The organism is Geotalea uraniireducens (assembly GCF_027943965.1).
Lineage (GTDB): Bacteria > Desulfobacterota > Desulfuromonadia > Geobacterales > Geobacteraceae > Geobacter > Geobacter uraniireducens.
Genome location: NZ_AP027151.1, coordinates 1,732,271 through 1,752,728 on the forward strand (window position 1 = coordinate 1,732,271; position 20,458 = coordinate 1,752,728).

16 protein-coding genes and 1 pseudogene are annotated in these 20,458 nt (G+C 51.9%); 5 read left to right on the forward strand and 12 right to left on the reverse strand.

What is annotated here, in order from left to right:
- The first annotated feature begins 162 nt into the window (after positions 1–162).
- The gene (locus QMN23_RS08155) at positions 163–5,367 is read left to right on the forward strand and encodes a RecQ family ATP-dependent DNA helicase (RefSeq protein WP_282003288.1); all 5,205 of its coding nucleotides are present in this window, start codon (positions 163–165) and stop codon (positions 5,365–5,367) included.
- Positions 5,368–5,646: 279 nt separating this feature from the next.
- Here the strand turns inward: QMN23_RS08155 and QMN23_RS08160 are convergent, their stop codons facing one another.
- Both QMN23_RS08160 and QMN23_RS08165 read right to left on the reverse strand, forming a co-directional pair.
- Entirely contained in the window at positions 5,647–6,294 is a 648-nt protein-coding gene (locus tag QMN23_RS08160; RefSeq protein WP_282003289.1) for a hypothetical protein, read from the reverse strand.
- Positions 6,263–6,490 (reverse strand): DUF2188 domain-containing protein, encoded by a 228-nt coding sequence (locus tag QMN23_RS08165; protein ID WP_282003291.1) that lies wholly within the window; start codon positions 6,488–6,490, stop codon positions 6,263–6,265. Before QMN23_RS08165 ends, QMN23_RS08160 begins: the two co-directional genes overlap by 32 nt.
- Positions 6,491–6,655: 165 nt before the next feature.
- Between QMN23_RS08165 and QMN23_RS08170 the strand changes: the two genes are divergently transcribed.
- The 4 genes from QMN23_RS08170 to QMN23_RS08185 are packed head-to-tail and all read left to right on the forward strand — an operon-like array spanning position 6,656 to position 9,698.
- On the forward strand, positions 6,656–7,792 hold the full coding sequence (locus QMN23_RS08170) for a helix-turn-helix domain-containing protein (RefSeq protein ID WP_282003292.1): 1,137 nt from the start codon (positions 6,656–6,658) through the stop codon (positions 7,790–7,792).
- Positions 7,773–8,294, forward strand: a complete 522-nt coding sequence (locus tag QMN23_RS08175; protein WP_282003294.1) for a hypothetical protein — start codon at positions 7,773–7,775, stop codon at positions 8,292–8,294. The genes QMN23_RS08170 and QMN23_RS08175 overlap by 20 nt, the downstream gene beginning before the upstream one ends.
- Positions 8,295–8,343: 49 nt before the next feature.
- Positions 8,344–8,979 carry a hypothetical protein gene (locus QMN23_RS08180; RefSeq protein ID WP_282003295.1) on the forward strand — a complete coding sequence of 212 codons (636 nt, stop codon included), beginning with the start codon at positions 8,344–8,346 and terminating at the stop codon, positions 8,977–8,979.
- A gap of 2 nt (positions 8,980–8,981) precedes the next feature.
- Entirely contained in the window at positions 8,982–9,698 is a 717-nt protein-coding gene (locus QMN23_RS08185; RefSeq protein ID WP_282003297.1) for a PIN domain-containing protein, read from the forward strand.
- A gap of 190 nt (positions 9,699–9,888) precedes the next feature.
- On the opposite strand, the gene QMN23_RS08190 is transcribed toward QMN23_RS08185, so the two are convergent.
- From QMN23_RS08190 to QMN23_RS08235, 10 genes and pseudogenes are all read right to left on the reverse strand, one after another.
- The gene (locus QMN23_RS08190; protein ID WP_282003299.1) at positions 9,889–10,101 is read right to left on the reverse strand and encodes a hypothetical protein; all 213 of its coding nucleotides are present in this window, start codon (positions 10,099–10,101) and stop codon (positions 9,889–9,891) included.
- 116 nt (positions 10,102–10,217) lie between these two features.
- A complete protein-coding gene (locus QMN23_RS08195; protein ID WP_282003300.1) occupies positions 10,218–10,919 on the reverse strand; it encodes a response regulator in 702 nt (233 codons plus the stop codon).
- Positions 10,906–13,560 carry a sensor histidine kinase gene (locus QMN23_RS08200; RefSeq protein WP_282003301.1) on the reverse strand — a complete coding sequence of 885 codons (2,655 nt, stop codon included), beginning with the start codon at positions 13,558–13,560 and terminating at the stop codon, positions 10,906–10,908. The genes QMN23_RS08195 and QMN23_RS08200 overlap by 14 nt, the downstream gene beginning before the upstream one ends.
- 58 nt (positions 13,561–13,618) lie before the next feature.
- Positions 13,619–14,023 (reverse strand): hypothetical protein, encoded by a 405-nt coding sequence (locus tag QMN23_RS08205; protein WP_282003303.1) that lies wholly within the window; start codon positions 14,021–14,023, stop codon positions 13,619–13,621.
- Between the two features lie 75 nt (positions 14,024–14,098).
- Positions 14,099–14,671 (reverse strand): potassium-transporting ATPase subunit KdpC, encoded by a 573-nt coding sequence (gene kdpC / locus QMN23_RS08210; protein ID WP_282003305.1) that lies wholly within the window; start codon positions 14,669–14,671, stop codon positions 14,099–14,101.
- Between the two features lie 11 nt (positions 14,672–14,682).
- Complete coding sequence (gene kdpB / locus QMN23_RS08215) at positions 14,683–16,755, reverse strand: potassium-transporting ATPase subunit KdpB (protein ID WP_282003306.1); 2,073 nt, start codon at positions 16,753–16,755, stop codon at positions 14,683–14,685.
- Positions 16,756–16,757: 2 nt separating this feature from the next.
- Entirely contained in the window at positions 16,758–18,542 is a 1,785-nt protein-coding gene (gene kdpA, locus QMN23_RS08220; RefSeq protein WP_282003308.1) for a potassium-transporting ATPase subunit KdpA, read from the reverse strand.
- A 51-nt stretch (positions 18,543–18,593) separates the two neighbouring features.
- Positions 18,594–18,896, reverse strand: a complete 303-nt coding sequence (locus QMN23_RS08225) for a P-II family nitrogen regulator (protein WP_282003310.1) — start codon at positions 18,894–18,896, stop codon at positions 18,594–18,596.
- A gap of 468 nt (positions 18,897–19,364) precedes the next feature.
- Positions 19,365–19,739 (reverse strand): annotated as a pseudogene (gene radC, locus QMN23_RS08230) (RadC family protein); the annotation flags it as partial.
- A 194-nt stretch (positions 19,740–19,933) separates the two neighbouring features.
- Positions 19,934–20,449 (reverse strand): CHC2 zinc finger domain-containing protein, encoded by a 516-nt coding sequence (locus tag QMN23_RS08235; RefSeq protein WP_282003312.1) that lies wholly within the window; start codon positions 20,447–20,449, stop codon positions 19,934–19,936.
- Positions 20,450–20,458: the final 9 nt, after the last annotated feature.

Sequence of the window (20,458 nt, forward strand, 5' to 3'; positions counted from 1 at the left end):
ATATTAGTCTTACTGCTCTGACTCGAATGTGAACAGAATTAAAAATGGTAACTAGCTGATATCAATAAAGTCTATCCTGAAGAAAAAATTGATGTTTCGGATATTACATTTGGGAATAGAGCAAAAACCATAATTACAAATTTTTGTTGTTTTGGAGAGAAGTTGACTAAAGATGACTTTTTGTATAAATGCGTGTTACTGGACCTTGAAGCCGATGGCAGCAAGCTCTATCATATCGGTGCTGTATATTCCGGACAGACATTTGAACGAAAAGGACGCTTCGACCACCAAACTGCGTTGAAAGAGCTGGACATATTTGTCTCTGGTGCAGATTTCGTTCTTGGCCACAATCTCCTGGGCCATGACTTTCCCGTCGTTGAGTCTCTGGCGCCAGATCTCCGTCTTTTGCACAAACCTGTCGTAGATACCCTGTATCTTTCCCCCCTCGCATTTCCGGAAAATCCTTACCATCGTTTGGTGAAGGACTACAAGCTGGTCCGGGACTCGATCAATGACCCGGTTGCCGATGCGCGACTGGCGGCTTCAGTCTTCGGAGATCAGTGGGCCAGCTTCATTGCTATCGGCAACTCCAAGGAAGATATCCTCTCTTTTTATCGGTACTGCTTTGAGGAGAACAGCAGATCATCACTCCATAGCAGCGGATTGAACGACGTTTTTACTGCACTTGGCGCCAAGCAGGTGTCAGAAAACGAAGCCTTCACCATTTTTCAGAACCACTCAAGGGGAAAAGCATGCGAGTCAGCCACCGCCATGGTTTCCCTCAAATACCTCCTGCATCCAGACAAGCGGCCGGCTCTTGCCTACTGTCTTGCCTGGTTAACGGTTGCCGGCCATAATTCAGTACTGCCTCCCTGGGTACGCCATCGATTTCATGATATCGTGCCGATCCTTCGCGAGCTGCGGGATGTGCCTTGTAACAGCCCCACCTGCGAGTGGTGTCAGACAATTCATAATCCTGTACGCCAGTTACAAAAATTCTTTGGCTATCCGGAATACCGTTCAACGCCGGCCACGGATGACGGTACAAGCCTTCAGGAGGCGATTGTACGCTTCGGTATGAGCGACAAGCCTCAATTAGCCATTCTCCCGACTGGGGGCGGCAAGTCACTGTGCTACCAGATTCCGGCACTGGCACGCAATTTCCGCCGTGGACTCCTTACCATCGTCATTTCCCCCTTGCAGGCATTGATGAAGGATCAAGTGGACGGCTTGGCGTCTAAAACTGGCACCATGTTTTCCGCCGCCATCTACGGCATGTTGACTCCACCGGAGCGTGGAGACGTATTGGAACGCGTGAGACTGGGCGATATTGCCATTCTTTACGTTTCCCCTGAACAACTTCGCAACAAGTCACTTTCCGATGCCATCAGCCAACGGGAAATTGGCTGCTGGGTCTTCGACGAAGCACACTGTCTCTCGAAGTGGGGGCATGATTTCCGTCCGGATTATCTCTTTGCCGCCCGATTCATCCGCGAATTTGCCCAGAAACAGCAGACACCGATCCCGCCGATTGCCTGTTTCACCGCGACCGCCAAGCGTGACGTAATGGAGGAGATCACCGACCATTTCAGACGGGAACTCGGGCAGGAGCTGGAGGTGTTCGAGGGGGGCGTAGAACGGAAGAACCTCTCTTTCGAGGTTCGGTTGATTCAGGGCGCCGAGCGCTATGAGTCTATCCACGAAATTATCGCTGACCGGCTGCCGCAGCCCGAGATGGGCTCTGTTGTTGTGTATGCAGCAACTCGTAAAGAGACGGAAAACATCAGGGATTTCCTGCTGAAGAAGGGATGGTCGGTCGAGGCTTACCATGCCGGTCTTGAAGTTCCTGAAAAGCGTCGAGTTCAGGATGATTTCATAAGCGGCAAGACGCAGGTCATCTGTGCCACCAACGCCTTCGGGATGGGGATCGACAAGGACAATGTCCGGTTGGTGATACACGCGAATATCCCCGGCTCCCTTGAAAATTACATTCAAGAGGCAGGCAGGGCCGGCAGGGATACCAGGGATGCAGAGTGCGTGCTGCTTTACAGCGAGCAGGACATTGAGACCCAGTTTCAGCTTGGGGCCATGTCACAGCTCAGTCAGCACGATATCAGCCAGATACTGCGCGGGCTGCGCCGGGCCAAACGGAGCAAGGATAACGAGATAGTCATCACTACCGGTGAACTGTTGCGGGACGAGCATGTTCAGACGGGTTTTACCAGTGAAGATCAGATGGCGGATACCAAGGTCAAGACCGCCATTGCCTGGCTTGAGCGGGCTGGAATGGTAGAACGGAACCAGAACAACACCAGGGTTTTTCAAGGGCAGCCATTAGTCAGGAATCTGGAAGAGGCTGAACAAAAAATCGCTGCATTGAATCTTCCGGATAAGCAGAAAAAACGCTGGCTCGCGGTACTGACAGCATTGTTCAATGCCCGCCAGAATGAGGGGATGAGTGCTGATGAACTGGCTGAACTCCCGGAATTCAAGCCGCAGCCGGGTGATGCACCGGAGCCGCGTACGGTTGCCAGTGATACGAAGACCGTACTGCGGGTCCTGCATGAAATGACCGAGGCTGGCCTGATCAAGCAGGGCGTTCTGCTGAACGCTTTTGTCCGGTACAAGGTCGCTGATCATTCCCGGTTGAGATTCGACAAGGTCTGCTCACTGGAACAGGCAATGCTCAAAGCCATGCAGGAAGCAGAACCGGATGCCGAGGGATGGCTCGATCTTTCCTTGAGACGCCTGAATCAAAAGATGGTTGATGCAGGGCATGAATGCATCCCGGAGTCATTGCGCAATCTTCTGAAAAGCCTCTCTTTTGACGGCAAGGGATTGGCAGGTAATCGTGGCAGTCTTGAATTTCGCTATCTGGGACAGGATCACTATCGCGTCAAGTTGAATCGTGACTGGTCAGCACTTACAACCACTGCCGACCGGAGACGCGCTGTCGCCCGGGTGGCACTGGATGCCCTGTACGCAAAAATTCCGGATAACTCTGCTCCCAGTGCTGAACTGTTGGTGAACTTCGCCATCGACGATATTTCGCAGGCATTGCGCGAGGATCTCTTTCTGAGTGGCCAGATCAAGGATGTGCTCGGCGCCATTGATCGCGCGCTCATGTTCCTTCACGAACAGCAGGTCATTATCCTTCAGCAAGGACTTGCTGTCTTCCGGCAGGCCATGACGATCCGCATTGTGCCGGAGGAAGGCAAGCGCCGTTACAGTAAGGGGGACTTCAGCCCCCTTGAGCAGCATTATCGGGAACGTATCTTCCAAGTCCATGTCATGAATGAATACGCAAAGCTTGGGCTTGAAAAGATACAGCAGGCGATCAATCTGGTCTCTGCATATTTCACCATGGACCGGACTGCCTTCGTACAACGTTATTTCTCAGGGCGTAAGGATGTCATCGACAGAGCAACAAGTCAGGCATCCTATCATCGCATTGTCGACAACCTGGCTAATCCGGTTCAGGTAGCAGTCGTTGCAGCACTGCCTGATGAGAACATGTTGGTGCTGGCCGGACCAGGTTCCGGCAAAACCCGGGTTGTTGCTCACCGCTGCGCCTACTTGTTGCGAGTGAAGCGTGCCCAGCCCCGTAGTATCTTGATTCTCTGTTTCAACCGCAATGCCGCAAATAGCTTGCGCCGTAGGCTGCTTGATCTGGTAGGCCCCGATGCAAAAGGTGTTACCGTCCAGACCTACCATAGTCTTGCCATGCGACTGACCGGCTCATCTTTTGCCGAGCGGGCTGAACGAAAAAAAGTAGACACGGATGATTTCAAGACGGTGATTCCGGATGCAGTGCGACTATTGAATGGAGAAGCGGATTTTACGGGCCTGGAACGTGATGAGCTTCGGGAACGGCTGTTGGCTGGATATCGCTATATCCTGGTTGATGAATACCAGGATATCGACCAGGACCAGTACCAGTTGATTTCAGCCATCGCCGGCAGGACCCTGGGCGATCCCGACAGTAAGCTAGCACTTCTGGCGGTTGGTGACGATGACCAGAATATCTATACCTTCCGCGGTGCCAATGTTGAATTTATCAGGCGATTCCAGTCAGATTACCAGGCAAAGACCTTCTACCTTGTTGAGAACTATCGTTCTTCAGCCCACATCATTGCTGCTGCGAATACGCTCATTGGACACAACCGTGACCGAATGAAAACCGAGCACGCCATCCGGATCAATAAAGGGCGGGAACGTCTCCCGGCAGGAGGCCCTTGGAAAGATCTTGATCCTGTCGCGCAAGGTCGTGTCCAATTGCTGAAGGTGGCCGATGCCGCACATCAGGCTGTTGCCCTTGTTGGAGAACTGTCACGGCTTAAGCACCGAAACCCCTCGCTTAACTGGTCTGATTGCGCCGTACTTGCCAGGACAAGGGAAGAGCTGGCGCCGATTCGAGCCTTATGTGAACTGCACAGCATTCCGATAATTTGGGGGATTGATCGGGAGAAGACACCGCCATTGTATCGTATTCGTGAAGTACGGCAGTTGGTTACCGAGTTGAAAGCACGGCATGACGAGTTGATGACGGCGGCAAACATATCGTCGCTTATTGACGAACTTACCGGAAGAACGACAAATGCCTGGTGGGATCTCCTGCGTGGCATCATTCAGGATCTGCGTGACGAGATCGGCGCCAATGCTCAACTCCCGATGTCTTATTTTATTGAGTTCGTGTATGAAGCGCTTGCTGAACAGTGTCGCGAGCAGTCGGTCGGTGAGGGGATTTTTCTGAGTACGGTTCATTCAGCCAAGGGTATGGAGTATTCCCATGTGTTTGTGCCTGGCGGCGGATGGACCCGGGGCAAGAATCAGCAGGAACAGGAGGAGGAACGGCGTATCTATTATGTCGCCATGACACGTGCAAAAGAAACGCTTTGCCTCTTCGAGCGTGCTGACGCGCCTAATCCTCATGCCAGCCTAATCGATGGAGATTTCCTTTTCAGACGCGAACCTCCATGTGAACAGCGCCCAGAAGAGCATGTGTTGCGTCGCAAGTATGACATCCTGGGCATGGAGGATTTGTTCCTGGATTTTGCCGGCTACAAAACGGCTGAGGATCAGATGCACAAGCATCTCAGCAAACTTCAGGCGGGTGACCCGCTGACTGCTATGCTGAAGGGGGACAACATCGTCTTATGCGATATCCAGGGATTGCCGGTTGCAAGATTGTCGAAGAAGGCTTCGGACAAATGGCGCAACCTGCTTGCTTGCATAGAAAAAATATCGATTCTCGCCATGGTACGGAGGCATGCCGACGATTCAGGTGAAGAGTACCGTTCCCGATGTCAGTGTGAGCAGTGGGAAGTGCCGGTGGCAGAGATTATTTACTTGCCACCATCAGCATAAATGATGAGACAAAATGCCTCAGTCGTATGTCAATCATCGATATTCAGTCATTTTCCCAAAGAACTTAAGCATACTATTCAGCTAATGGAGGACATTTGTGGTTGATTACGAAGATTTACTGGCAGCGCTTCAGGAGCTACTGGAAGCGTCAAGCGCCATGACCAGTGGCCAGCTGCCAACGGCAAGCCAGCTAGAACGATACCAGCGTGCCCGGGAGTGGGCTCAACGGCTAATTGATCGTGAAGAGAAGGCCAAGAATTCCCGTCTGTAGGATTCTTTCTACTTCTTCGGCGGCGGGGACGTTGACGGCCCCTGACCTGTCGAAGGCGTTGGCAGGCTTGGCGGCGAGTAGCCTGCACCTGGTTTTGGGTTGGATGGCAGTTGAGCAGGCGCATATCCGCGGTTACCATTAGTTGTCCCAATCTTATTGTTCATTTCCGAGTACCTCCTGACGTTGAACGTTGTGAAAAGAATCGTGAGAATGAGCCCAGTAATGAAAAGGGCACCGGCGTACATATTTAACCTGTTCGTGCGGTTGGTGTGAGAGTTCGGCTGATTAGCGCTCTCAAAATCTCGGGCTATCCGCGATTCGAGTCGCTGCATTTGTACGTCAATAGCTCTTCTGCTTTCGTACTGGGAAAACAGAACACAGGCAATTGAGCTACCGAAGGCACCCCACGCTGTAATAATCAAAGGGAGTTCGATGACGTCTTTCAGGGGGACAATGTCCTTGAGAAACGTCATCGAAAGTGCCAAGGCACCGGCAGAGAGCGTCAGGATAGCCTTGTCGGTGTGCTCGCTCGCCGATTTCCCTGCTTCCCAGAGATGCTTGCGGTATTCCAGATGAAGCGCATCATCGTTATTCCGGATTTCATTCCTGTGTCGTGGGCGCATGCTAGCCTTTAGGCGGGAACGGGTCGTTGCCATGACTGTCTGATCCGGAAATTCTGCCATCCTTGTTGTGAATGATGAATTCACTCCCCTGGTTTTGGCTGATCCTTCTCCCCTGATCAATTGCCTCTTTCTTTGTCTCGGTATGCACCGATACCCGCTGTGCTCCTGGCTTCACGACATCCCAACCTCCCTTTGAACCTGGTACTACATGATGTTCCTTGCGTGGCATGGTCATTCTCCTTTTGGCGCACAAGATATAGTGCTGTGAATACTGTTATGGTCAATATATGGTGTGTGACTTGTTTTGTCAAGGTGCCATATAATAATTTATTATATTATTGACTTTGCGGTATAATATTATTATATTTATCGATAGCAGAAAGGGGGGATTTTGATGTCGAGAATGGAGTTGGCTGAGCGACTGCGAAAGGCCCGAGAAGCCGTAGGGCTGTCAATCGGCGAAGCTGCAACGCGTCTTGGTTTCGGTAATTACCAAACGTTGAGTAATATTGAAAAAGGGGATCGTGAGGTCAAGGCGAGCGAGTTGACCCAGTTCGCCAAGACGTATTTCTGCAGCCTGAACAGTCTCCTGGTAGGGGAAGATGTGCCGCAGCCGGCTGTTCATTTCCTCTGGAGAAGAGCACCATCTGAGAGGAAGGCAGAAATAGAGGCTTCGATCAAGCACAGGTTTGAGGAATACCATCTACTTGAAAAGCTCCTGGGCTTGGATGAAGAAGGGACAGGGCTCGCAATAACGGTTTCCCCGGCAGATATTCGCAATTACCATCAGGTCGATGCGCTTGCGGCCAGGGTGAGCAACCTTCTGAATATGGGGAGTAGACCGGCATTGTCTCTCCAGAAGGTTATGGAACAGGTACTGCGAACCAAGATCCTCTTCGTGGAGTTGTCAGAGTTTGGCTCGGCAGCCTCAACGGTACATCCGGATTTTGGCGCTGCAATTGTTGTCAATAGTGAGGAAGCTCCCTGGCGCATCAATTTCACGCTTGCCCATGAGCTCTTCCATATCATCACCTGGAATACCTTCAACCCTGCCGATCTTGAACAGGATGAAGTGCTTTTCAAAGACATCGAGAAAAAGGCCGAGCGTTTTGCCTCGACACTTCTCCTTCCGGAAAGCGCTGTCCGGGAAGAACTGAATGCGAGGATAAAGGAACAAAAACTCTCATTTTCGGACATAGTAGATGTTGCAAGGGAATTCGGGGTTTCAACAAAGGCTTTGCTCTATCGAATGGCTAACATGCGCTTGATCGAGTGGGATAAAGCAAATGAACTGGCAAATAACGATGAGTTGCTCATGATTGACCGGCGCATCAGAAGGGATGCGGCAATCGAGGCTCCCTCCTCGGAACGCTTCTCACTCCTGGCAGTAAAATGCCTCCGGAAAGGATTGATCTCGCGGGGCAAATTCTCTGAACTGCTTGACATTGACCGTGCAGATATCGACGAGTTTCTTGAATGCCGGGGATTGAGTGAGGTGGAGGGCGAGTCGATTGAAATTATGGCTTCTTGATGCTGATGTTATCATCAAACTACTCGAAATCGATGTGTTCGACAGGCTCGTTGCCATGCATGAACTGCATGTCGCCTCGACTGTGGTCGATGAGGTAAAGTTTTTCCGCAGAGGTGGACAGAAATTTCAGGTTGATTTTCGTCAGCAGTATATTGAAACCCGTCGTGTGATTGAGACTACGGCAACCCCCGAAGAGATGCAGGATGTTCTTCGCCGGTTGCCGCCGTTGCGTCAGCAAGCTGTTCACGCTGGCGAGATCGAATCACTTGCAGTTCTAGTCAGACAGGAAGATCTTACTCTTTGCACGTTCGATTCAGCGGCAATCAAGACACTTCCTTTTCTCGATGTTACCGAGCGTGCGGTGTCTGCGGAGCGCCTCCTACAAACTTCGGGACTGACCTTGTCGCCAGGCTTCAAGCTTGATCCCAGGCTCAGCGAGGAATACTTTCGATCCAACATTGAGCAAGGCTTGCAAGAGTATATCTATTCACACAGAAGCTGAATTTCGGTAGATCTGTTTACGTTGAAGGAACAAAGGGAAGGAACAGGAAATGAAAGTTTTTCGCGATTTGTATATCAGGCTGAATGGTGCCAGGATTAAAGATCTTATTGAACAGTTCACTGCTCAATGTGGCGACCATTGGCACCGTGCATTGGATCGTGAAAAAGATGCCGGTTCAATGGGGGAGAAAGCCTTTAGCTTTGAACATACGGCAGGTGATGGTCTTGAAAGGGCAGGACTTTCCTTGTTTCAGAAAGAGGGCGACACCTGGTACGTCCCGAACATTATTCCCCTTGATAGCAGCCAGCTTTCCCATGATCAGTACAACAAGATCCTGGAAAACTTCCTCGACACCATTGTGCGCCCGTCTATCGCAGGCCTCCCGGTAACAGCCGAATTGTCAGGAGACGTAGTGTTCCTGAAGGATGTTGTGGGTGAAGATGTGGCAGTGTTACTCCATAATTTTTCAGTGTTGGCGAATAAATCTACCGGGAGCGCTCATCCGTGTGATCGGAATCGCTGGTTTGATTTTCTTATCGCCGTGCAGAGGAAGCATATCTCTCTCGATACTGACTTGCTGATTCATTCATTGATGGAGGATGGGTGGTCAGAGGACAGGGCTCATGACCTTGCAATCGAGTACGAATTTGCGATTGGTCTTCTTGATTATAAAGAAGGCAAATAACCATGTACATCGAAGTTGACGAGGTATGTGCCGCCATTACAGCCAGGCCAGCGCCGGTTCTGTTTCTCGACACATGCACCATACTGGATGTGCTCCGCGCTCCATGCCGGGAGACAATTGCCGTGGAAGAAATTTCAGCGGCATTGGCCTTGATAAGGCTGAACGGACAGCCAACCCCTGGTGTATGGCTTGTGACGAATGAAACAGTCCATGGTGAATGGACTGCTAATCTCGACACCGTGAAAACCGAGCTGGAAAGGGAATCTAAAAAAATCGAGAGGCTTCGGTCCCGGCTTGTCGATGCTGTCGATATTGTCTACGGCAGGACACACGAAGTCGGGCACCGCATCGAACACCTCAAGCTTTCAGAGCATCTTGAAAACCTTTCAAGGCAATTGGTTTCCGTTTCGCAGAAGGTAAAGATAGTCGAATCGCACAGTGTCAATGCCATGAACAGGGTCATTAGATGTCTAGCTCCAGCAGGTCGCGGCAAGCAGGAGGCAAAGGACTGTCAAATCTATGAAGCTTTTCTTGATGTAGGACGAACGCTGCGAACCAAAGGCTTTGCAGGTTCCATTTGCTTCGTGACTGCTAATTCCGATGATTATGGAAAACCCACGGAGCCAAAGAACCCGCTCGGAGCGGAGTTGCTGGCCATTAATGCCCGATATGTCGGATCGCTGAGCTGGGCGCTGGCTGTAGTCGAGGGACGCGGGTAACTTTTCGGTCTATCGTGCCGCCGTATACCCGCATTGTAGATCTGGCGAAGAGGATTGATGCCTCCCGTTCGCAGCTCTTCAAGGGGGGGCAATAAGAGCGATGCCTTGATGAAATTTATCGGGGGACAGGCTGAGAAAACTTTGCGTAAGATAGTGTGTAGGTTGTGTTGAGTATTTCTAATAGACTTCATTACGTCACTATTCCTAATATCTTGCGCATCTCGGAGATTGTTTTTACAGACCATTTTTGTTCATTCTGGTCAAAAACTACAACCTCATCGTCACCATATTGCAAGGGAGGAATCGTTGTTATCCCATCAACATATTTCATTAGATTCGCATCCTCGTAAACTTCCCCCTGATACATTCCACTCTCAAGATCAAACATATACGCTTTCATCATAGCCCCCCTGGCACGCACAGCTTTTATATCAAGCTATCAGGGGAGGCATAAATAAGGTGTGAAATTGAGTGGTTAACTCGTTAATAATTCGTTAAGACGAGAGACCATTTATCCATTCAACCTGTTTTAAGTCGATATCCAACACCAGGCTCGGTAATGATATATTTGGGTCTTGAAGCATCAGATTCTATTTTCTGTCGAAGATGGCTAATGTTAACTCTCAAGATATTCTGCTGGTCTGTATATGTCGTGCCCCATATTTGCTTTAAAATTTGATGGTGGGTCAGTACTTTACCTGCATGTGTGGCCAGTAATCTCAAAATACCGTATTCCGTTGGTGTTAATGATATTTCACTGCCGGCTACCAATACTTTGCGGAGGGGCAGATTTATCTCAAGATCTCCAAATGTATAAACCGGCTCTGGTGCTTGCTGAAGTGTACGTCTCAATGCTGCTTGAATCCTTGCCTGGAGTTCAGCGACACCGAACGGTTTAGTCAGGTAGTCATCGGCACCAGCATTTAGTGCGCCAACCTTGTCGTCTTCCTGCTCACGTACTGAAAGTACAATAATTGGCACTTGGGACCACTCCCTGATCCGTCTGATAACTTCTACGCCATCCATGTCCGGGAGTCCGAGATCCAACAGGATAATGTCAGGCTTGACGGCTACAGCCGCAGCTAAAGCAGCATGGCCGGTTTCGGCCTGATGCAACGAGTAATCTCCTGTGTCAAGTGTTGCCTCCAACATTCTCAGGATTGCTATTTCATCATCAACCATGAGAATTCTCGGCACATGAGAAGTGCTAGTATTCTTCATTGAATGAGCTTTCCTTTCCTACAGGCAGTATAACAGAAATGCGCAATCCTCCCCCCTCATGCATCGTTGCCACAATCTCTCCGTCATGTGCTTCAACGATTCCTTTACAAATAGCCAGCCCTAACCCGGTCCCTCCCGCACCTTCAGGAACCGGAATGCGATAAAACTTATCAAAAATCTTGTTAAGTTCTGACTGTGGAACCCCTTGACCGTAATCAGAAACCTGAAGACATAAGAATTCCATGGCGCATCGGGCCTTGATCTCAATTGGTTTATCTACAGGAGAATATTTATGGGCGTTTTCGATCAGGTTAACCATCATTTGTATCATAAGAGAAAGATCCATCATAACGAGCGGCAAGTCAGATGGAGCGTCAACGGTAATAACCCTGTCACCAATTCTCTGTTCCAGCGCAGCCAATGAGCAGCCAATCAACTCCTGGACTTCACACGGAATCTTTTTCAACTTGACTGCTCCGGCTTCCAGGCGCGTCATATCAAGCAGATTGCCTACGAAGCGGTTCAATCGTTGTGCTTCACCTCTTGCTGCGCTTATGAGCTTCGTTCGCGCCGCCTCCGTAAGTTTACTACCACTTTCCCACATGTTGTCGAGAGCCATGCTTATCGTTACTAAAGGAGTGCGCAGATCGTGGGAAATCGAATTCAGAAGTGCCCTTTCCAGGTTGCTGCGAGCCTGATGAATTTTTGTTTGTTCTGCCTGAGCCACCAGCATAACCCGCTCAACAGCTAATGCAGCCTGAGTTACGAATGCATTGAGCAGTTTCCGGATGTCAGGCGACGTATATGCAGCCTGGTCCGCAAAACCTATTCCCAGTACACCCAGAACATTTTCTCCCGTTGACATCGGCACATAGAGATATTCGGCGGAGATCAGCGTATCAGTACCCTTACCGGCCGGTTGACGATTTCGGTATGCCCAGTCGGCAACAGCAAGTTCCTTAAGGTCAAGATTTATGGATGTAGTGGAAGCTTTAATCTCCATCCGCTCGCCCTCAGGCAAAAGAATTGCAAGATTCGCTTCAAGGCTGCTTTCGATATTTTTTATCATAGCGTTCAAGACGCTTTGCACATCCGATGCTGCAGACAAGTCTCTACTAAGGTAGTACAGGCTGGCTGTCTGCATTTCTCTTTCCCTGATCACTTCTGCACGCTCGCGTGATTGGGAAACGAGCTTGCCAATGACTATGCCGACGACAAAGAGAGCTGCGAATGAAAGCAGGTATTCCGAATCACTCACAGCAAATGAGAAGCGGGGTGGGACAAAAAAGAAGTCGAATGCCAACACACCGAAGAATGCAGTCATCATAGCTGGGCGCTGGCCAAGACGTGTTGCAGCAAGAACAACAGCCAGCAGATAAATCATGACCAAATTGGTCGGCGAAAAGAATTGATAAAGAAGTTCTGAAACAGCAGTTGCTGCTGCAACCAAAGCGAAACTTCTCAAGAGATCGGACCACTGAATATATTTCTTAGTGGCAGGTAACGCTCTTTGCGTTGACGTGGGTTCTGGTGCTCCCAGGCTAACGACATAGACATCGATTTCGCCACTAAGGCGAATAATCCGGTCAACCAGTGGGGTGGCAAGAAGTTCCCGCCACCGCGGTTTTGATGGCTTGCCGACAACGATCTTGGTTACATGATGCTTATTGGCGTACTCAATAAGCGCATCAGCGACTGACGTGGCAGTCATGGTCGCTGTCTGAGCACCAAGAGTCTCGGCAAGACGAAGATCGCGCCAGACACGCTGGCGGTTTTCCTGAAGATATTTGCCTCCACCGGGAGTCTCGATATACACCGTATGCCATGGGGCTTTCATCTCGTCTGACAAGCGGCGAGTAGTACGAATAAGCTTCTCGCTATAAGGTGAACCACTGACGCAGACCAGCAGACGCTCTGCCACTGGCCATGGGCCTTCAATGGCGCTTGCTTCCATATAGGCGCGTACTTCTTCATCTACACGGGCTGCGGCGCGCCGCATTGATAGTTCACGCAGGGCCATGAGGTTGCCAGGGCGGAAAAATTTTTCCATAGCCTTGGTTGCCTGTTCAGGGATATAGATCTTCCCTTCGCGCAGCCTCTGCATGAGTTCATCGGGGGGGATGTCAACAAGCTTGATATCAAAGGCCTCGTCCAACAGCCTATCGGGCACGGTTTCCTTGACCTTGATCCCGGTAACCTGGGTGACAATGTCATTCAGACTCTCAAAATGTTGTACGTTGACCGTGGTATAGACATCAATCCCGGCATCCAGCAGTTCTTCGACATCCTGCCAACGTTTTTCGTGGCGGGAACCTGAAACATTGGTGTGGGCAAGCTCATCGACAAGAGCAATCTGGGGGGCGCGTTCAAGTGTGGCATCGATGTCAAGCTCCGGCAACTGAACACCCATGTAGCTTATCATTGCCTTTGGTAGTTGTTCTAGCCCATCCAGCAGAGCATCGGTCTCCTGCCGTCCATGGGATTCCACATATGCGACGACAACGTCGCGTCCATCCAACTTGCGCTGACGTGCCGCTTCCAGCATGGCATATGTCTTGCCTACACCAGCAGCATAGCCGAGGAAAATTTTGAGCTTCCCTCGACTAGTCGCAGATTCTTCCGCTTGTGCCAATTTCAGCATCGCCTCCGGGGAGGGGCGTATGTCATCAGGGTTTGAGATCATTGAAAGCGTGACTATGTTAATACTTCAACATTTCTCCCTCTAAAATTACAAGACTAGAAGCATTCTCATACTTGGCAATGTCATCATGCCTAACCTCACCTTCGATGACTTCTGCTTTCAGATAGTATTCACCAATACTCAAAAGCACTTTTAGCTTGCCGACAGTCTTAGTTTTACCCTGCCTTTTTCCAATTACGGTAAGTATTCCGTTATGCCCAAATGCATTAATGACATCGGGTGTGCCACTGTGAAACAGGTACACAATTCCCCCAACTTTCACAGATGATTTCTCTGTTAGTTGCTGATGTTCTTCTGATATTGGATAGGAGACAGCTTCAGCAATCTGGGTGATACCACCAATTGAGAATATTACCCCAAGAGCTATTGTTAACCCCCAAATTTTATGTTGTTTTATATTCATACGACACCTCCAGATGAGATAGTTTAATGGTACCAAATGATACCACCAGCACTCTAGGCAGGCAATTTTTCACTGTTAGAGTACCGTTACCCCCTCCAATTCCAGATTCAGCTTGAGTACATTCACTCGTGGTTCCCCCAGGAACCCCAATTGACGTCCTTCGGTATGGGTTTTAACAAGCTTTATAAGTGTTTCTTCACTTATGCCCCTGGCCTTGGCCACGCGAGGAATTTGCATGACAGCCGATTCAGGTGAGATATGCGGATCTAGACCGCTGCCGGAGGCCTGGACCTGATCCGCCGGAATCGGGCCGATCACGCCGGTGTCGCGGAGCGCTTTCACCCGGTCGCCAACGGTCTTGAGATAGTCTGGATTGGTGGGGCCGCTGTTGGATCCGCTTGATCCCATGGGGTTGTTGCTGAAGTCCGAAGTGGCCGACGGCCGAGGCCAGAAGTACTTGGGATCGGAGAACGGCTGGCCGATAAGGCTTGAGCCAATCTCCTTGCCGTCCTTGCCGACGATCAGGCTGCCGTTAGCCTGTTTCGGAAAAACTGCCTGGGCGATGCCCGTGACCGCCAGGGGATAGATACCTCCGCAAATGATGGTGAACACGACAAACAACAAAATGGCTGACTTGATATCTTTCATGGTTTCGCTCCTTACACGAACATGGCAACGCACATGTCGATGATTTTAATCCCCGCGAACGGTGCGATGATCCCGCCGACGCCGTAGAGCAGCAGGTTGTGGATAAGCAGTTTCTCAGCCGGCATGGGGCGGAATTTCGTTCCCTTGAGTGCCAGTGGCACGAGTAAGGGGATAATTATGGCGTTGAAGATGACCGCCGACAGGATTGCCGACAATGGTGTGGCCAAGTGCATGACATTCAAGACTCCGAGCTGAGGATATACCGAAAGCATCATGGCCGGGATGATGGCAAAGTATTTTGCCACATCGTTTGAGATGCTGAAGGTGGTCAGATTCCCGCGGGTCATGAGGATTTGTTTCCCCACCTCCACGATGTCCAGGAGCTTGGTGGGGTTGGAGTCCAGGTCGATGATGTTGGCCGCTTCCCGGGCCGGCTGGGTGCCGGTATTCATGGCTACGGCAACGTCGGCCTGGGCCAGGGCCGGGGCATCGTTGGTGCCGTCGCCGGTCATTGCCACCATGAAGCCCGCCTCCTGGTTCTCCTTGATCAAACGCAACTTGTCCTCGGGCTTGGCCTGAGCAAGGAAGTCATCCACCTGGGCCTCGGCGGCGATGGCCGCGGCAGTGAGCGGGTTGTCGCCGGTGATCATGACGGTTCTGATCCCCATGCTGCGCAGTTGCAGAAACCGCTCTTGGATTCCCGCCTTAACAATATCTTTCAGATTTATAACACCAAGAATTTCACATCCTTTACAAACTACTAAGGGTGTCGCACCTGCTCTTGCTATAGTATCCACAACGTCTGAAAGGTTAGCTGGAATGTTGATGCAGCCATTCTTTTTTACAAAGGCAATGGTCGAATCTGCCGCACCCTTACGGTATTGATTGCCACCTGTGTTGATCCCGGAAAGCCTGGTCTCTGCGCTGAATTCGATCACTTCAGCATCAGCCGGCATGGCATCAGACTTTTTCAGACCGAATTTTTCTCGCGCAAGCGCCACGACACTTCGACCCTCTGGAGTTTCGTCGGCCAGAGATGCTGTAAAAGCCGCTTCTGCCAATTCCTGCTCCGTGTGCCCTCCCACCGGAACGAATGCCACTGCCTCCCGGTTACCATGGGTAATGGTACCAGTCTTGTCCAGAAGAAGGACGTTGACATCGCCGGCGGCCTCGATGGCCCGGCCGGAGAGGGCGATGACGTTCTTCTGGAACAGCCGGTCCATGCCGGCAATGCCGATGGCTGGCAACAGCGCGGCGATGGTGGTGGGCGCCAGGCAGACGAACAGGGCGGTCAAAACCGTCAGCGACACTGGTGTCCCCTGGCCAGCGGCCTTGACGCTGTAGATGGAGAGCGGGCTGATATTGATGCAGACCAGCAGGAACACCAGGGTCAGCGCGATAAGCAGCACCTCAAGAGCGATCTCGTTGGGAGTTTTGCGCCGTTTGGCACCCTCGATGAGGCCGATCATCCGGTCGAGGAAGGTCTCTCCCGGGTTGGCGGTGATGCGGACAATGATCGAGTTGGCAATCACTGTAGTGCCACCGGTAACCGCACTTCGATCGCCACCCGACTCCCGTACTACCGGTGCTGACTCACCGGTTACCGCAGCCTCATTGACCAGGGCCGCACCAGCGATGACGTCGCCGTCACCGGCGATGATCTCGTTAGCTCCCACCAGGATCACATCACCCTTGCGCAGCTGGCTTGCACCTACGGTGGTGAAGGCGCTGTCGAATTCCGGTTTCGAGAGCAGTTTGGCGCTGACGCTGGTGCGAGAGGAACGGAGACTTGCCGCTCGGGCTTTCCCCCGTCCTTCAGCCAGTGATTCTGAAAAGTTTGCAAAGATCACCGTCAACCAGAGCCAGACAGAGACTTGACCGGTGAACCAAGCCGGTTCCTTGTTTGCCCCGGTGAGAGACAGGATGAAGGTGATTAGGGTGATGACGCTGGCAATTTCTACGCACAGCATCACCGGGTTGCGCCAGAGTTCAATCGGATTTAGCTTTTTGAGCGATGAGACCAGCGCTGGACCAACGATTTGCTTGTCGAAAATAGATACCGGTTCGGGTTTGTGTACAGACATTTCTAGTTACCTCCCAGCATGGTCAGGTGTTCAACAATCGGTCCCAGCGACAGAGCGGGGAAAAAGGTAAGAGCACCGACGATCAGGATTACCAATGTGAGCCAGAGAGCGAACGGCACCTTGTCGGTCGGCAGGGTTCCCAGGCTCGGCGGCACGTACTTCTTCTCAGCAAGAGCCCCAGCCATGGCTAGCATCGCCACCGCCGGGACATAGCGGCCGATGATCATGGCCAATGATCCCCACAGGTTATAGAAGTTTACGTTGGCGTTCAGCCCGGCAAAGGCGCTGCCGTTGTTGTTGGCCATGGAGGCGAAGGCGTAGAGGACCTCGCTGAGACCATGTGCTCCGGGATTGGCCATGGAGGCCACGGCTGATGGGGTGAGCATGGCAATGGCCGAGAGTATGAGGACCGTGACCCCGGCGATGAGCACCGTGACGATGGACATCCACATCTCCCGAACCTCAATCTTCTTGCCCAGGTATTCCGGAGTGCGGCCAATCATGAGGCCGGAGACGAAGACGGCGATCACGGCAAAGGCGAGCATGGTGTAGAGCCCGGAACCGACCCCACCGAAGACGATCTCGCCCAGCAGTATGAGGCTTAAGGGGATCATACCGCCCAGCGGGGTCAATGAGTCGTGCATGGCAGCCACGGCGCCACAAGAGGTGCCGGTGGTGGCTACCTCGAAAAGGTTGGTGCCGGCCAGCCCGAAGCGGAGTTCCTTGCCTTCCATGTTGACACCGGACACGCCGAGCTTGGTCACCAGTGGATTGCCGCTCACTTCGGCCCATTGTAATACCGTAAACGAACCTATGAGCAGGAAAAGCATGACCCCGAGTATCGCCCACCCTTGGCGGGTATTACCCACCATAACCCCAAATGTGTAGGTGAGACTGCCAGGGATAAGGAGGATGAGCAGGATCTCCAGCATATGGGAGAATGGGGTAGGATTCTCGTAGGGGTGAGCCGAGTTTGCGTTGAAGAAGCCGCCGCCGTTGGTCCCCAACTCCTTGATCGCCTCCTGGGAGGCCACCGGCCCCATGGGGATGGTTACTTCTTTAGCTGTTACACTCTCGGTGACCGGGTTCCCCTTGACATCCTTGAGCGGATTGCCTTTGTCATCAAGCTTTGGCTTGTCGTAGGTGACGGCCTGCACCAGAGACACAGTCTTGTATGCCTTGAAATTCTGGATCGCTCCCTGGGAGACCAGCAGTATCGCTGCAACCAATGAGATCGGCAGCAGGACATAGAGTGTACACCTCGTCATATCCACCCAGAAGTTGCCAAGTTGTGAGGTGCGTCGCCGGGCAAAGCCACGGATCACGGCGATCGCCACGGCGATGCCGGTGGCGGCGGACACGAAGTTGTGGGTTGCCAGCCCCACCATCTGGGTGAAGTAACTGGCGGCCTGTTCCCCGACATATGCTTGCCAGTTGGTGTTGGTGACGAAACTGATGGCGGTGTTGAGCGCCAGTTGCCAGGTAAAGGCCGGGACCTTCTGTGGATTGAGCGGCAGAAGGTGCTGGGTCATCAGGAGTACGAAGAGCGACATGAATAGCACTAGGTTGAAGAGGATCATGGACCCGGCGTAGCGCTGCCATCCCATCTCCTCCTCGGACTGAACACCGCAGATGCGGTAGATAACTCGCTCAATTGGTCCGAGTATCGGGGTAAGCAGGGTCCGTTCCCCTTGGAAGAGACGGGCCATGAAGCCACCCAGCGGCTTGACCGCTGCCAGCAGTACTGCAAAGTACAGTGCAGTCTGTAACCATTCAAACTTTTCCATAATGTTCTCCAGATTTCTTTAGTTCATCTGCCAATGAATAAAACAGTGTGACTAGGCAATTACTGTTAATGGCAATATTGAGATTCGGCAATCCTTGGCCTTATCAGTGCGAGCTACTGTTCCAATTATATCAACGATTCTTGCCACTAAGTCATCGGATGCAAAAAATTCAAGCTTCACTTTTTCAACGATATTAGATAGATAACTTGTCCCTCGGCAAATCGTCCACTGACCCTTATGACGTCCATGGCAAACAAGAGAGCTTTCCATAAATTCTTTGATGCCAATTTGCCGTAAAGCATTTTTGACAGCTTCCAATTTTATCGGGCGTATAATTGCTTCGATAATTTTCATACTTATCCCTCCACGCATTATTCAGACACTGTAACCATACTTCTTCGAACCTAAAGAAGGTGTTAAAATGCGCACAGATGACATTAAGAAAGTGTGAAAGGGGAGACGCTTTCTAGGAAATGCGCAAATGAAAAAAGGCGACCACTTGGGTCGCCTCTATCCAGGCCGGACGGGTATCTGGTCTGAAGATGCTAGCAGGGTCTCCCGCCGGCATATATGGCAAGAACCTCAAATTCGCCACCGGCAATGTTGTTCCGGTGCAGCGCCTTCTCAAATTCCTCCCAGCTCAGCGTGAATTCCCTACCGTTGATACGTGCTCTGACTGACATGACTCTATCCCCCTTGTAGTTTTGTTGGTGGCCCAAAAGGGCTCCCTACAACCACCGCCGGAACGGTGACTCTAGGGAACCCTCTTGAGCCGGGGGGAAGAGCCGAGGGAGAGCGCATGAAGCGCCGCTCCCTCCCTATTTACAAAAGTCCCTGTTCGACAAAGCTTAGGAACTCGTCATCACCGACGATGATGTGATCCAGCACCCGGATGCCGAGGATGTCGCCGCTCTCCTTGAGACGCTTGGTGATGGCGATATCTTCGCTGCTGGGATTCGGATCACCGGTCGGATGGTTGTGCACAAGCAGGATGGCCGCTGCATTGGACAGACATGCCGTCTTGAACACCTCCCGAGGATGAACGATGGCCTGGTTGAGCGAACCGATGGAGACCCGGTCGAAACAGACGATCCGGTTCTTGCCGTCGAGATGCAACACTACGAAATGCTCCTTTGTCTCACGCCGGAGATCCCGAAACATCTCATAGACCTGTTCTGGTTTCGTGAAGCGCATCGATACCCACTCCGGGGCATCGTCACGCACGACTTCGTTTCTGTAGCGAGCCTCGATTGAGCGCACCATAATTCGTTTGGTGACCGGCGGTACCGGTTCACCGAATAGGTTGAGATTCATGTCCTCCTCCGATAGCGGGGGCGGACTTCCCCCTGGGGGGCAGTCATCGCCCCCACAGGGTTTGAGATAGATTATGTTCAGCTCTGGAGAGCCAGTACGGCTTCCCGGAAGGTCACGCCATCCAGCGCCATCGTGGCACTGATCGAATCCCAAGTCCGGTTGCAGACGAAACAGTGGACATGGTTCTCGTACAGGGCCATGGACGGATTGCGGTCCTCGTGAAACGGACAGCAGCGGTACCGTCCCTTGGAGAATTCGATGATGCTGCTTATGGGATACTGCCGGGCCTGATCGATCATCTCCGGGGTGATTCCGCCTGGCGCCTGCACCGTCTCCTTGCCGTTGACATGGTTCAGGAGCTCCGTCGCTTCCCGTTTCATGGGGCGCAGCTCCTTTTCCTGGTCTCTGATGAAGGATTCGGACAGGGCCTTGATCAGCGGGTCGCGACTGCGATCTATCCGCCGTCGCGCTCCCCAGATCTCCCGTTCCAGATGTTTGATCTGCGGCTGCAGGAAGGCCAGCCGGCGCATTACCGCGTAGCGCTCCGGAACGCCCATATCCCGTGCCGCCTGCAATGTCGCGTTCAGGGTCATTGTCAGCCT